The organism is Ectothiorhodospira haloalkaliphila ATCC 51935, from assembly GCF_000633935.1.
GTDB lineage: Bacteria > Pseudomonadota > Gammaproteobacteria > Ectothiorhodospirales > Ectothiorhodospiraceae > Ectothiorhodospira > Ectothiorhodospira haloalkaliphila.
This window is the reverse complement of sequence record NZ_KK214995.1, coordinates 171733-186528: the sequence shown is the minus strand read 5'-3', so window position 1 is coordinate 186528 and position 14796 is coordinate 171733. Positions and strand designations below refer to the sequence as shown.

At 56.1% G+C, this 14796-nt stretch carries 10 protein-coding genes; 5 read left to right on the top strand and 5 right to left on the bottom strand.

From position 1 onward, the window contains the following. Window positions 1-24: 24 nt before the first annotated feature. The 4 genes from ECTHA_RS16415 (at window position 25) to radC (ending at window position 3649) form a co-directional block, all read left to right on the top strand. Window positions 25-1056, top strand: a complete 1032-nt coding sequence (locus ECTHA_RS16415) for a YqaJ viral recombinase family nuclease (RefSeq protein ID WP_084306612.1) — start codon at window positions 25-27, stop codon at window positions 1054-1056. A 125-nt stretch (window positions 1057-1181) separates the two neighbouring features. Further along, the gene (locus tag ECTHA_RS16410; protein ID WP_051582520.1) at window positions 1182-2129 is read left to right on the top strand and encodes a recombination directionality factor; all 948 of its coding nucleotides are present in this window, start codon (window positions 1182-1184) and stop codon (window positions 2127-2129) included. Between the two features lie 153 nt (window positions 2130-2282). Further along, window positions 2283-3092, top strand: coding sequence for a DUF932 domain-containing protein (locus ECTHA_RS16405; protein ID WP_035368892.1), 810 nt, complete (start codon window positions 2283-2285; stop codon window positions 3090-3092). Between the two features lie 11 nt (window positions 3093-3103). Beyond that, window positions 3104-3649 (top strand): RadC family protein, encoded by a 546-nt coding sequence (gene radC / locus ECTHA_RS0100815; protein WP_051582519.1) that lies wholly within the window; start codon window positions 3104-3106, stop codon window positions 3647-3649. 385 nt (window positions 3650-4034) lie between these two features. Here the strand turns inward: radC and ECTHA_RS0100810 are convergent, their stop codons facing one another. The 5 genes from ECTHA_RS0100810 to ECTHA_RS0100790 all read right to left on the bottom strand — a co-directional run bounded on the left by ECTHA_RS0100810 (window position 4035) and on the right by ECTHA_RS0100790 (window position 14053). Continuing rightward, window positions 4035-5210, bottom strand: coding sequence for a hypothetical protein (locus tag ECTHA_RS0100810; RefSeq protein WP_026623423.1), 1176 nt, complete (start codon window positions 5208-5210; stop codon window positions 4035-4037). A 1477-nt stretch (window positions 5211-6687) separates the two neighbouring features. After that, window positions 6688-8187 carry a hypothetical protein gene (locus tag ECTHA_RS19710; RefSeq protein WP_156946776.1) on the bottom strand — a complete coding sequence of 500 codons (1500 nt, stop codon included), beginning with the start codon at window positions 8185-8187 and terminating at the stop codon, window positions 6688-6690. Between the two features lie 48 nt (window positions 8188-8235). Further along, complete coding sequence (locus tag ECTHA_RS0100800; RefSeq protein ID WP_026623421.1) at window positions 8236-11454, bottom strand: type I restriction endonuclease subunit R; 3219 nt, start codon at window positions 11452-11454, stop codon at window positions 8236-8238. Further along, the gene (locus tag ECTHA_RS16400; RefSeq protein ID WP_051582518.1) at window positions 11451-12605 is read right to left on the bottom strand and encodes a restriction endonuclease subunit S; all 1155 of its coding nucleotides are present in this window, start codon (window positions 12603-12605) and stop codon (window positions 11451-11453) included. Before ECTHA_RS16400 ends, ECTHA_RS0100800 begins: the two co-directional genes overlap by 4 nt. Continuing rightward, on the bottom strand, window positions 12605-14053 hold the full coding sequence (locus tag ECTHA_RS0100790) for a type I restriction-modification system subunit M (protein ID WP_244875607.1): 1449 nt from the start codon (window positions 14051-14053) through the stop codon (window positions 12605-12607). The genes ECTHA_RS16400 and ECTHA_RS0100790 overlap by 1 nt, the downstream gene beginning before the upstream one ends. Before the next feature lie 246 nt (window positions 14054-14299). Between ECTHA_RS0100790 and ECTHA_RS20125 the strand changes: the two genes are divergently transcribed. Further along, window positions 14300-14796, top strand: a 497-nt coding sequence (locus ECTHA_RS20125; RefSeq protein ID WP_174411983.1) for a hypothetical protein, incomplete at its 3' end; no start/stop codon positions are given.

Genomic DNA, 14796 nt, shown 5'->3' with positions numbered 1-14796 from the left:
GTCTGTATCCCAAGGAGCATGATCATGAGTCAAACCCAGCAAGCCTTTTGCCCTGCCCAGGAAACCCTCTCACCGGGGCGTCGTCACGGGCAGGCACGGCGCCTGGTCAATACCCGGGCGCTGGATCACCGTGCCTGGCTGGCAATTCGTCAGTCGGGGATTGGCAGTTCCGACGCGGCAGCGGCCGTGGGGCTGAACCCCTATCAGTCCCCTCTGACCCTGTGGATGGAGAAAACCGGCAGAGGAGCATCCGAGTCCTCTGACAGGCGTCAGGATCGACTTCAATGCCCGCTTCACTGGGGCACGGTCCTGGAGCCCATCGTCGCCGAGCACTATGCCCAGCACACCGGGCGCAAGGTGCGACGCGTCAATGCGATCCTGCAGCACACCGAACACAGCTGGATGCTGGCCAATCTGGATCGTGAAGTGGTGGGATCAGAGGATGTCCAGATCCTGGAGTGCAAGACAGCCGGCATGCATGGCGCGAAGCTGTGGCAGTACGGGGTGCCGGAGTATGTGCAGCTGCAGGTGATGCATCAGTTGGCCGTGACCGGTCATCAGGCGGCCGATGTGGCGGTGCTGATTGCCGGTCAGCAGTTGGAGATCCATCGCATCGAACGAGATGAGGCGATGATCGAGCAGTTGATCGCCCTGGAGGCCCAGTTCTGGCGTTCTGTGGAGCAGGATGTGCCCCCACCGGCAGATGCCAGTGATTCGGCGGGACAGGCGCTGCGACGGTTGTATCCCCGGGATTCTGGCCAGACGGTGGATTTCTCGGATGATGCCGATCTGTGCGAGGTCTTTGCCCGATTACAGCGGGTCCGGGATGAGTTGGCGCAACGCGGCCAGGAGGAAGCCCAGTTGCGTCACACCCTGCAGCAGGCGATGGGGGAAGCCACGGTGGCGCAGTTCCCCACGGGCCGGGTGCGCTGGAAGCAGACAGCTCCGGTGAATCGGCTCAACACCCAGGCGCTCAAGGCCGATCATCCGGACCTGGTGGCGGCCTACCAGAAGGAAAGTCCCGGCCAGCGGCGTTTTGTGATGCTGGATTCGTAGTCCCCCCCTCTTCTGTCCATAACCCCTTCTGTCCTGTTCAGTCCAGGGCGGGCCGCTGCGTGGGTGGCGGTCACGTCCTGGGCTGTCTGTCAGGTAGGGATCTCAATCACTCAAGGAGACCTGTCATGCTCAAAGGCCTGGTCATTACCCCACCCATCCTGGGACGGATTGCCATTGGCAAGGTGGTGGAAAAGGGCGGCAAGCGTCTGCCCCAAAAGGACGATCAATTCACGCTCACCTCCCAACTCCAGACCCAGGAGGGCTGGATACGTCACCCCTTGGACGAGACCCTGCGCACCCAGCAGGAGGGCAAACTGCGGCGCATTCCCATCCACTTACTGTTCAACGAACCCGATCTGAACCTGCGGGCCGAATATGCCCTGTTTGACCGGAAAACGGCGCGGCCTTTGTGCGTCGGTGATGGCGAGACCTGCAAGCGCCAGACCCGTGAGGGCATGGAGACCTTGCCTTGTCCGGCCCCGGATACCTGCCCCCTGGCCCAGGGCGGTGCCTGTAAGCCCTATGGGCGTTTGAATGTGCTGGTCGGGGAGGAGGATCCGCTGGGGTGTTTCATCTTCCGCACCACGGGGTTCAACTCCATCCGCACCCTGGCTGCCCGATTGGCTTATTTCAAGGCGATATCCGGCAATCGCCTGGCCTGTCTGCCCCTGGAGCTGCGGCTACGGGGCAAGTCCACCCGACAAAGCCATGGCACACCCATCTTTTACGTGGACATCACCCTGCGTGAGGGGTGGACGCTCCAAGAGGCTCTCATCGAAGCCCAGCGCATTGATGCCGAGCGCCAAGAGTCGGGATTTGACCAGGAGGCTTTGGATAAGGCGGCCAAGGCAGGTTTTGCCAATGGGGCCTTCGAGGACAGTGCCGAGGAAGCCATCGACGTGGTGGAGGAGTTTTATCCCGATGCGCCCGATGCCTGGCAGCGTTCGCAACCCGTGGCCCTGGCCGACAAGCTGCAGGCCAAATCCCCAAAGCAGGGCTCTGAGAAAGATGCCCAGGCCGAAACGAACTCGAAAGGGCCAGCCATGGCTGCCCAGCAAGCCCGACAGGCCTGAGTCTTCCAGGACTGCCTGACGCCCCAAGTCACCGCTTTGGGCGGTGTTCCCCCCTTTCTCATCAACACCACTCAGGACACCCATCAATCGCCTGCTGCCTTCGGGGAGCGGGCGGTGATGCTGTGCGCAACGTAAACCAAGAGGACATTCACCATGCAGATTCTCAGTCACGACGAACTTCATCGCACGGCCCCGGCCATCTTCGCGCAGCAACCGGATAAGGCCGTCTCCGACCGTTACGGTTTTGTGCCCACCATTCAGGTAGTGGATGCCTTGCAGGCCGAGGGCTGGTATCCCGTGCGTGCCCAGCAGACGAACGTGCGCGACCCCGATCGCCAGGCAGTGACGCGGCACATGATTCGCTTTCGGCAAGACCCAGACCGACAGATGGCGGTCGGGGATAGCATCACCGAACTGGTATTGACCAACAGCCATGACCGCTCAGCGGCTTATCAACTGGATCTGGGATTGTTCCGGCTGATCTGTCTCAATGGCATGGTCACGCCGGTCGGTGATGTGGGAGGGATTCGTGTCCGCCACGGCAAGCAGATCGTCGATGAGATCCTGGAAGGGTCCATTGAACTGAGCCACCAGGTGCCCAAGATTGCCCAGGGTGTGGAGGCCTTCCGATCCACCTTGGTCAGCCAGGGCGAGGCCCATCTGTTTGCTGAAGCGGCATTATCGCTGCGTTATGGCGATGACTGGCAGCAGTCAAGTCCCATCAAGCCGGCCGACATCCTGGAAGCCAGGCGCACGGAGGATGCCAATGGCACGCTATGGAGCGTGTTCAACCGCACCCAGGAAAACCTCTTCAAAGGGGGGCTTCGAGGACGGTCACGATCCGGGCGTGCCACGCGTACCCGTCCGATCCGCAGCGTCACCGAGGATGTGCGGCTCAACCGGGCGCTGTGGAAGCTCACCGAGCGCTTTGCCCAGCTCAAGGGCACGACACTGGCCGCGTGAAGGAGGCAACCATGGCGCTTTCATCTCCCACACCTCCAGCCTCCCAGGCCTCGTCCCCCAAAGCCCGGCCCAAATTGCTGGCGGGGGAGTCACCCGGCACCTACCAGCTCAGCGAAGCGGTCACCGAAGCGCAGTTGTTGCACCTGGCCAAGATGCTGGCCCGACGACGTCTGCGCAGAGGTCGCTGCCTGGGACAGCCCGAGGAAGTCTATCGCTGCCTGCAGACCCTGTTGCTGGACTATCCCTATGAGGTGTTCGGGGTGCTGCTGCTGGATCAGCGCCACCGGGTGATCACCTTCCAGGAACTCTTCCGGGGTACCCTGGACGCGGCCAGCGTCTTCCCCCGGGAAGTGGTCCAGCATGCCCTGCAACACCATGCGGCCGCCGTGATCATGGTGCATAACCATCCCAGCGGCGATCCCCAACCCAGCGACGCGGATCAGCGCATCACCCGCCGGGTCAAGGATGCCCTGGCATTGATGGACATCCGTACCCTGGATCACGTGGTGGTGGGGCATGAGGGGTATGTATCGTTCGCCGAGAAAGGCTGGATATAGTGTTTGCCTGCCCCCCTCGGGGCTGTCGGCGTCTGTGTCTCATGGTGGCCATCAAGGTCACGGTGAGCACAGGCGCCGGCAGCTTTTTTTTCAAAAGGAACGGACAGATATTGACCCAGCGACAATTCATATCCATTACGTCTCCGTCACTTTCTGATTTCAGGGCAGCACAAAAATCAAGGGATCTTCCTCATTGCCATGTTTATATAAGGTTAGCTTTCCTGGTGGGCTGCCCGTTTAACTTAACGCATTATAAACCTCGCCACATGAACAACAAGCACAGGTAAACAACTAATTATCAATATACGAAACGACTTCATCGTCAAGACCTGAGATGCATCGGGAAGCTCAGTTGTATCGTTAAGCACACAAAGATTCTCCAAGGCTAATTGCTCAGCGGAGGCTTAGCCTCAAGCCTTGGGACATGCTTCCTCCACCTATTTGTGGCCTCGCGTTCTTTTTGGAAGTCGGCACGGCGCATCCCAGCCTTGAGCAAGATGTTACTGAATTCATGGCCCTTGATCCTGTTCACATGCGGATTCGGGAACTTTACTTTCTGGCCATTATCAATCCGATAAAATTCATGATCTGTCCGCTTTTGCGGTTCTCCGTTCAGATACCGCTCTACAAATCGCCGGAACTCGTCACGGTTAGGCCCTTGGTAAGGCTGAACCCGACCCGCATATTCCTCATCTTTGATCAAGAACACAGGACACAGCTCGGCAGAGTTCAGTGGGTACTCTCTGATGTTTGGCCTAACACTCTGTGCCCAAAGCAAAGGCAACTCAGTCTCTTGTCTGGAAATGAGCACAAAATCCAGTGCAGCACTCTGAAGCCCATTGAGGATGCTGCCCGATAGCAAACCTTCAGATGCCCTCAGCGCCTTACCCGCAAAGTCAAACCTGCAGTAAGGGGATGGGCACCTCAAAAAGAAACGCCTCAACAGCGGATACGCTCGAGAGCCATCACTTAGGAAATTATTTCTGAATTGGCCCAACGCAAAGCGATTGGCAAGACTTTCCTCTATATCGTCATCAGTCAAGGCCAACATCGGCTTTCGGGCCAAGTAATATTCGTAGCGCTTTACTCTGTCGGATAGTGGTATGCACTCTTGTGCAAGAGCCCATGCATCGATCCAGAAGTGGTACCGCTCATGTTGGTATAGTGCCCCAGCAGCAATCTTAACCAGTTCTGTTAGTTTAAGATATGGCTTATAGCCTTTCAACTCGCCCGCTAACGCCCCGATACCCGCGTTAATCAGAAAGATACCCCATTGCCCTCGAAATGGCGCATGATCCTCGAATCGGAACGATTTATAAAATGCCAGCACGTCAATACCTAATTCCTCTGCCACATCAACCGCCGCCCTTCTATTTTCTTCGGTCACTTCATCTACGACTCCAAGATCCCAGTCTTCCGGTCTCCCGTTCAGCGGCACCGCCTTGCCATCGAACCCTATATACCCGATCGGGGTACTGATTGGGGTTAAAATTTCGGCTGGACCCCTATCTTCAGAGAGGGTATCCAGCAGGGGCCGTGCGATATCAACAAAGTTCTTCACTGATCGCTCCTACACTTCCTACTTTGCTTCAAGACTCGAAACTCTCCGCTCGCCAAGTTTGTGAGGAGGATATCGCGGCTTTTTAGGCGCTTCTCACTCGCATCCAGATCATTTCAAATACTCTATCAAGCCAGACGGAATGTATGCTAACAGGAGGGGCGCTATAACGCGCGTCTATTCTTTTCCACATTCGTAAACGCTCGGCGAACGTAACGAAATCCACAAGACACGTAGACCAAAAAATAATCGTCGCCATTTAACCACCATATTTAGCCTAAACAAATTTCGAGCTATAGATATACTGATGGCCACTCGTATTCAGGACAGCGAGTTGAATCCCTTGAGCTCATGGCAATTAACATCTGAGCCGCTGGCATACTCTTTGTCTTTTTGAGCAAGAACCGCCAGACCGATTAGCGAGGTTTCTGTACTTCCTATCCCAAAACGTTTAATTACTTTCCCGAAGTAACACCGGGCGTCACATCCACCTCACGATATTTCACGTAGACTCCTTTCCCATCACATCGTTCGCATTTCACACGACGCCCATCTACAGCTCCTCTGTCGCAATTCTCGCAATGGGTATACCAACTACCACCTTCATGCCAATAGCCTGACATCATATAACGAGCTAACTCATTATGCGTGGACGAACTCGGCATTTCTGGGTCGACTTCACTACCACTGATAAACTTCGCACCCCCACATACTTGGCATTGCGCAAGGTCCTCAGCGATATATACTTCTCCGAATACTTGGCATTGCGCAAGGTCCTCAGCGACATATACTTCTCCGACCCCGTCGCACCCCCAACAAACCACGCGATCATCTAACGCATAAGCGGCCTCGTCAGTAGATGTCATGTCATGCAGGACTTCATCGTCAGCGTTCTCTGAAAAACATAGTCCAATCAGTAGTGTGGCGACCTCGCCTTCACTCAGCTCCCGCTCGTATGTCCCATCACATATGGGGCACCTTGTGGACACCACATAGCCGACACCGGAACAGCCCTCACATACGACCTTCTCGGCCCTTAATTCGGCCACCTTTACAAAATACCCCTTACCATGGCAGGCCTGACACGCCACACACTCTACCAGCTCGACAACGCCATCACCTGCGCATATTGGGCACACCTCCTCCTTTAGTGGTACCGGCTCCACCCAGCCTTTACCTTCACATGCATCACAAGTGACGTATTTACTTTTCTCAAAACACCCTCTACCGGCACACTTGGCACATTGCAGTCGCTTTATAAACCTCCGATTTTTCATATGAGCACTCTCAAACCTATAACTTACGCCATCGTGATAAACTCTCGTCGCTTATACTCAGGAACGCAAGCACGCTCACTGAGCATATAACGAAGCAATCAACCCCCGACGTCATTTTTGCTCCTGTTAACACAAATCCTAAAAGACAAACTAATTACGATACCCCCCCCCGAATCCATCCTTGACTTTCTCTATCGATCAATTTACCTCGAAGCCTCTAAGCGAGCATTGATTCGCCGATCCACTTCCTTCAACATAGCCTGCATTTCTTTACGCTCATTAATGTATTTATTATTGAATATATATATTGCACCGGGGTTGCAAACCTCGGTTACATATGCCTGATATTCGCCACCCCTTAAGCCATCATTAATAGCTTTACGCTTGCATGCTTCGGCTAACTGATTGATGGCGTGCCCTGCATTTGGAAGTTCTTGTGTTGGGTTCCTTATAATTCTTTCTAGTTCGCTTACTCTGCGGTGAATATTTTCTTTCCTTGCAAGATCTTTCTGATATTCAAAATGTTCCTCCAGGCTACCAAAACACGGCACCTCACTATTATGGTTATTGTTGTTTTGGTTGCACGAAATAAATTTTTGCCCCGCTTCGTATGCAACACCAGCACCGAGCCGCGCTTCAATACACATTTCTGAATCCGCAAAACGACAGCGGGACTCTAGCTCGCGCTGTTCAGTATAAAAGTCATTTACCTGGATCTCCAAGTCAGTAAGTGCCATTTCTATATCAGGCAAACTTTGCACATGACGAACAACTGACGCGTGTGGTGGTCGGCAACTTCTATTTAGTCCATAAGCAAAGCTAATCGCGCCTCCAGCTTGATCTATCATGGAGTCAAGCACTCTGGCCTCGTGGGGCTCTAAATAATTTGCAATATCATAGACCATTTCCTCAATTGCATCGCGGATTGGTCCGCCATCGTCGCCTCGTGACGCATTCAGCTGTTCATGGAGCCGAGCGCAGGACGCGTTATCTGAGTCCAATATATTTACAGAGAATTCTGCGATTTCCTCGGCTCGCCGACGTTGTTCTTCTTCAATTCTAGCTTCACGCTCGGTGTCTTCAATAATGCGATACCCCTCACGAGCAACTGTACCCAGCACTGACATTATGCGACGGCCTTTTTGATCAGCACATCGCCTCTCGAGCTGAGATTCTAGGTAGCTGTGGCCGAATCCTTCACCTGATAATACTTTTGAGATATAAAAAGCGTTAGGATCGCCGCCAATGATAAACACTGTAGGATTAGCAGCCTCGTGAATTATTTCTTGATAACCCACACCCCTATTCCCAAAAGAGTAACACAGAGCCCATCGCGGATGTCTAGAAAGCTCATCGTAGAGAGACTCGACTGTCTCAACACTTACAGTCACTATGTTTCTACTCGGGGCATCAATGCAGGCCTGTGAAAGACTCTGTACAAACTGAGCTGCATAATCAAAATCACGAGCAATGTAGTTAGAAAAGAAGTCACTAACGGGCCCGGGTGCATCATAGTATCTTGAAGTTTGACGCATGACGATACTAAGCAGTCGGTTTTTCGCGCCTTCATTACCTTCTACATGGTACTGATTTAATTGTGAGCAAACAAAGGCCGGCTCTCCTTCCATAATCAGATCCTCATAGCTATCGCCGCAGCCAAGCAAAAGTAACGCGGGTATTAAAATAACAAAAAGCTTGATCATATAAATCCTCCAGCACCAGGCCTGTGTTCTTCTTTCGTTGATACCCTATCAATACCTTGCGACTGCCATTTGATACACACCCTGCCCACCGCCATAGTAATTGGTCATGAGGTGTTGAAAGGCTGCTTCGCATTTTTCCGTGTAGATTTCCTCATCGAAACTCTCCGGCAGTTCCCGATCAAAAAGAATCTCCAGGGTCCGCCGGACATCCCCCTTGGCCTTGGCCTTCTTCCTCCAGTCCAAAACCAATTTTCCGTTTTTGAGGGTCTCCAGCAGCTCACGACACATGGCCTTTACCTGAGCGATCTCCTTGTCGGTCATTTCCGGCGCCGGCTTGGTGATGATGTCAAATAGCGCCAGTTCCTCCTCAGTGAGCCCCTCACGCATCGCTCGCTGGTCTTCCTCCTGCAACTCCTCAGTGAATGCCAGCAACTGCTGGAAGAAGGCCTCGATGTTCAAGCTCCCGGAGTTGTACTTCTCGATCAGGCTCTGGAGCTTCTCCATAAAGTCGGCGCGGCTGGGGTTCCTGGCCACCATGCTTTCCAGCTTTTGGTTCAGCAATGCCCGCAGCTTCTCGGACTCAGTGCGTTTCTTGCCGCTATTGAACTTGGCCTTGAGCTTTTCAAAGTCGATCTGGCTGAGGTCAAAGAGCTTCTCTTCATCCGTCTCCTCAATGACGTAAGGCACCGGGGCCACTGACTGGTCCAGCAGGTCATCCACCTCCTTCATCACCTGGGAGATGTCCACCTCAGGCTCCAGGGCCTTGATCTTCTGGGCCAGCACCGAGACCAGCACCGCATCAGGGGCCAGATCATTGGCTGATGGGTCGGGGAGGATGGCTCGGTAGACTCGGGAGGTGGCCCTGGCGAGGTTCAGGAAGGCCTTCTTGGTCTCCTCGTTCTCCAGCAGCTTCTCCACGGCGTCGTCCAGCAGGGCTACCTTGTTGAAGCCTTCTGCCGCCTTGATCGCTTCTGGATCGACCTGTTTCTCGATCAGAAAGGTGATCGCCTTGGCCAGTAGGTGCTTGAGGTACTCCACCAGTTCGGCCTTCTGCTTGATGGGGCTGTCGTCATCCTGAGGCGGTTGATTGCCCGATGATTCACCAGCCTTAGAGGAGGTGCCGCCATAGATGGCCAACGCCTCCTGCAACTTCCTGAATACCCCTGCGTAGTCCACTATCAGTCCTGCTTCCTTGCCGGGGTACTTGCGGTTAGCCCTGGCGATGGTCTGCATCAGGGTGTGGTTCTTCATCGGCTTGTCGAGGTAGATGGTCGAACAGGAGGGCACATCAAAGCCGGTGATCCACATGGCACAGACGAAGACCAGCCGCAGCGGGTCATTGGCATCCTTGAACCGTTCGTCCAGGTCTTCCTCCACCATGCGCTTGCGGTGGGGCAGGATGTCGAGTCCCTTGTCCGCCAGCTCCTTCACCTCATTCTGCCCCTGGGAGACCACCACCGCCATGTCGGTCGTCTCCATGACCTCGATCTTGTGCTGGAGCACTGCCTGCTGCTCCTCGGGGGCAGAGGCCAGATCAGCCTGGAGACGTGCCAGGTTGGCCTGCCAATGGGCCTGAACCTTGTCGTACATCCTCACGGCGGTGGCCTTGTCGATGCAGACCATCATCGCCTTGCCCTGATGCCCCCTGCCGATGAAGTGTTGCACCAGATCCTCGGCGATGGCTTCCAGGCGGTCATCGCGGGTGATCAGGTGGTACTCACGGGCAAACACCTGCTCGACCTTCTTCTCCTGATCTTCGTCCAACTCGGCATCTTCCAGCAGCCGGGTCAGATCCTCGTTGAGGTTGTCGTTGACCAACTGCAACTCAGGAATACGGTTCTCGTAGTAGAGGGGTACCGTGGCCCCATCGGCGATGGACTGCCCGAAGTCATACACCGAGATGTAGTCTCCAAAAACCTCTCGGGTCTTCTCCTCGCCGGCCATCAGCGGCGTCCCGGTGAAGCCCAGGAAGGCAGCATGGGGCAGCGCCGTGCGCATGTTCATGGCCAGGGTGTCGTACTGGGAGCGGTGGGCCTCGTCGGTGATGACGATGATGTCCTGGCGGTCGGATAGCTTTGGGTAGGTCTCGCCCTGCTTCGTGCCGAACTTCTGGATCAGCGTGAAGACGTAACGGTGATCCTCGCTGAGCAACTGTTTGAGGTGGGCGCCGCTCTCGGCGTGGGCTTCCACCTCGTTGACCGCCCCTGTGGCGGCGAAGGTCTTGTAGATCTGCTCGTCCAGCTCATTGCGGTCGGTGACGATCACGAACGTCCAGTTGCCGGGAATGGTGCGGTGGATCTTCTGCGTAAAGAACACCATGGAGAGGGACTTACCCGAACCCTGGGTATGCCAGAAAACCCCCAGCCGACCCGCTTCACCGGCAGGTCGATCCTTGATCCGCAGCAGCTCGGCGATGGCCTTGTTCACCCCGAGGTACTGGTGATTCTTGGCGATCTTCTTGATCATGCCGCCCTGGGCCTCCTCGAACACCGTGAAGTTCTCCACGATGTCCAGCAGCCGCGTCTGCTCGGCGATACCCCGAATGGCAGTCTCTAGGGACACCACCCCTTTCTCGCCCTCGTCGTTGATCCGCTTCCACTCGAATAGGTGTTCCCAGGGGGAGAAAGTGCCACCCACCAGGGTCTCGGAGCCATTGGAGAGCATCACCACAGCGTTGTAGGTGAATAGCTGGGGGATCACCGAGCGGTAGTCGCTCAGATTGCCGTCATAGGCGGCCTTGAGGGTTTTGTGGCTGGCCTTCAGCTCCAGGAACAACAGTGGCAAACCGTTGACGAAGCCCACCAGGTCCGGGCGTCGGGTATGCAACTCGCCGCGTACCCAGAACTGCGAGACCAGGAGAAAATCATTTTTCTCGGGCTGACGCCAGTCGATGGCCCGTACCATCTCGATGGCGGTGCCACCGTCCTCCTCGGACACCTCCACCTTCACGCCATCCTTGAGCAGCCGATAGACCTCCAGGTTGGCGTTCACCGGCAGCAACTTGGAGCGGTCGCGCGTCAGCTCCTCGAAGGCCTTTTCCAGGGCATCGGTGGGCAGGTTGGGGTTGAGCGTTTCCAGGGCCACCCGTAGCCGCGACACCAGCACCACATCCTGCTGGGTCTGCCGTCCCTCGCTTGATACCGTCCCCGTCCACTCTCCGTAGAGATTGGCGGTGTCCCAGCCCAGGTCAGCGAACAGCGCGATGGCGGGCTGTTCTACCAGGGTGTCCTCGGAGTAGGCAGAGGCGGGGGATGGCGGGGGTGTCATGCGACTTCGACCTCCTTGTCGTCGGGCAGGGAGATGTTGGATACGTCGATCTCACCGGAGACCAGTTTGGGGAGAAGTAGGTCACGTTGGGCGCGGAGGTTGGTGTTCTTCTTTACCAGTGTCTCCTGCATATCAAACATTGGCTTTATCAGCTTGTCGAAGGCAGCATGAGTCTCCAAAGCGCCTATGATCAAGGGAATCCTATTCATGTTTTCTTGTGTAATTTTTGGTTGGGCGGCTCCTGTTATGTAACCGGAAATAGGGTGCCTTGAAAGAGCTAAGCATAAGAATTCAGTTGAGACTGGGTGCTTCCCTTGAAGAATGTGTGTGTGATTGTTCGCCCAGAACTTTCCGTTAGCAATTTGCAAGACTGGATAACCATCTTTATCTATGACCGAACCATCCTCTGCCAAAAGCAAATATCGCCCATCGAAAAGATAGTCATCTATGTAGTCAAAAATCTTCGCAGCTCCATAGTAAGGGTAGTCACCTTGCCTTTCTGATCTCTGCTTCTTGGAAAGAGGCTTTCGCTTTCTATCAAAGTTATTTACAATATCTTTGAGCTGAACAACATCCCACCCCTCCGGAATCTTCCCAAGCTCACTGTCCTTGAAGCTTACCGCCTCATGCCCAGGGAAGCGGAAGTGGACGAACCATTCCTCGTACAGCCGCCGGGCCATCTCCTCAAGGATCTCGATGCGGCGCGTGTTGTTCTCGATGAGGTCGTCGTAGGCGGAGAGAAAGGCCGCAACTTTCTCTTGTACCACGTAATCAGGAGCAGATACTTCTAGCTGGTGAAGATGGTTCCTGTTTAGTCCCGGCACAGCACCTGCTGCATTGCTGCTTGCAAGACCAAGAGAGCCTAAGAAATATGCAATAAACTTAGGGTGATTCCCCTTGAAGTCTCTCACATACAAGCTAGTGTTGAGCGGCCAGAAATCTTCTTTGATATAGAAAACCTGCCCCAAGGTGCCGTATCGCCCAGTAACAACTCCAGGAGCTTTGACCTTGGCTTCTACATGCGTGCCGGAGACCCCACTGGAAGAGACGATAGGATAGTCGCCAGGAGTCCTGGAAGAGGTTGGTAGATCATACCCCCTCTTCAATTCGACAAGGTTACCAAGCAAGCACTTCTTCCACTGGTCGCTCATTATTGCCCTCCGACCAGAGCAGACGTGTTCAGTGCAATCACTTCCTCAAGCTCTCTCGCCTCTGAGTTCAACACCTCCAGCTCCTCAGCTAGCTCCTCTAGCCGCTCCGTAAAATCCACATCCTCAGCTTCCCTCGCCGCCGCCCCCACGTACCGCCCAGGATTCAACGACCACCCCTGCGCCTCAACCTCCGCCCGAGTCGCCACCTTGCACAGCCCAGGCACATCGGCGTAGCCCTGGCCCAACCCCTTCTCGGCCAGCAGCGGCTCACTGCCCTGATCCAGCTCCACTGCTTCGCCACGGTAGAGGCGCACGATGTTGGCCAGGAACTCGACCTGCTCCGGCAGCCAGTCCCGGTGTGCCCGGTCGATCTGGCGGTAAATATGCCGGGCGTCGATGAATAGCACCTGATCAGCGCGTTCTCCGTCCTCCTTGTCCCGGTCGAAGAACCAGAGGGTGCAGGGCAGCGTGACGGTGTAGAAGAAATTCGGCCCCACGGAGACGATCACATCGACGGCACCGGACTCGATCAGCTTCTGGCGGATCACCTGCTCGCTGCCTCGGGCATCGCCCGCCGAGTTGGCCATGACAAACCCCGCCCGACCGGTGGGCTTCAGCGCCGCATGGAACAGTTGAATCCAGAGGTAATTGGCGTTGTCGGTCCTGGGCATCCCGAGGGGGAATCGGGGATCACCCTCCAGGCGCTCCTTGTCCACCCCCGACACATTGAACGGAGGATTGGCCATGACGTAATCGAAACGCCCGGCAGCCTTGTGTGGATCTTCGTAGTAGGTATTGGACACCTGCACATCACCGGAGAGGCCATGGACCGCCAGGTTCATCTTGTTGAGGTTGACGGTGGTCTGGTCCTTCTCGGTTCCAAAGATCGAGATCTCGTCCATGGCCGTCTTGTGGTGACGCTCCACGAAGTCCGCCGAGTGGACGAACATGCCGCCTGACCCACACGCAGGGTCGAAGATGCGCCCATGGTAAGGCTCGATAACCTCCACGATCAGCTTGACGATGGACTCGGGGGTGTAAAAGACCCCGCCCTTCTGGCCTTCCTTCAGCGCGAAGTTGCCCAGGAAGTACTCGTAGACCTTGCCGAATGCATCCCCCGACAAATCCACCGGGCCAATGAGCTTTAGCAGTTCCTGCAGCACCCAGTTCTCCAGGCGCGTGTAGGTACGCGGCAGGGCACCCTTGAGGTCGGGGTTCTCCTCCTCAATGGCTTTCATGGCATCGTTGATGGCTTTCCCGATGTTGTCGCCCTCGGTGAGGGATAACAGGTGCGAGAATCGGGCATTCTCTGGCAGAAAGATCACCCCCTCGGCCAGGTAGTCGTCCTTGCTCACCTTGCGTCGCCCCCCGGAACCCACCGGGCCGAGCACCTCTTCGGCTGCTGCGTACTTGCGCTCGGCGTACCTCAGGAAGATCAGGCCCAGCACGGGTGTTGTTTCCCACCCCAAATCGCTGATCACCGCCTGATCTGAAGCGGATTATTTCCTCGTTGATAGAGCCAGCGTGGTGGCAGAGTGTGAGTCGGGTGTGAGGCGAAGTGCCCGGATTGATTCACCGGGCTGGCGGATCGGGGCGGACAGGGGCATGATCTGAGGCCAACCCATAAAAGTGGCCCGCCACGGTAGCCGCCGTGCGGGCCGGTGGCCGGTGTGCTATTGCGGTTGAGAACGCCTTTGACCGGCGAACAATACGTTACCCAGCAAGGCTGGTTGAAAGCAAGCCTGACGTGTTGTCCGCTGCATCCTGCCGGGGGCTGTGGCTTTGCCCGCCACGGCAGCTATGCGCGCAAGCGGCCTCGGGGGGCACGGATCGCCCGCTGGTATTGCCCGCAGGGGCACCGCACGTTTTCCCTGATACCTGATTGTCTGGCGGCCCGCTGGTCGGGGAAGCTACAGGCGGTGGAAGTGGCGGTGATGACCGCGGAGATCGCGCCCAGTCTGGTGGCGGCCGCCAGGATGCTGCGCCCCGAGATCGAGGAGGCAGGGGCGGTGCGCTGGGTACGCCGCCGCAAGGATGCGATAGACGATTGCTTGCACCGCCTCAGGGGACTGCTACTCGACCTGCTCACCGACTGCGCCCCCACCTTGACCGCCTGCCAGATCGCATTAGGTCAGACACCCTTGCTCCCCGCCTGCGTGAGATTGCCGCGCCCTGGCTCGATCAGTTACCG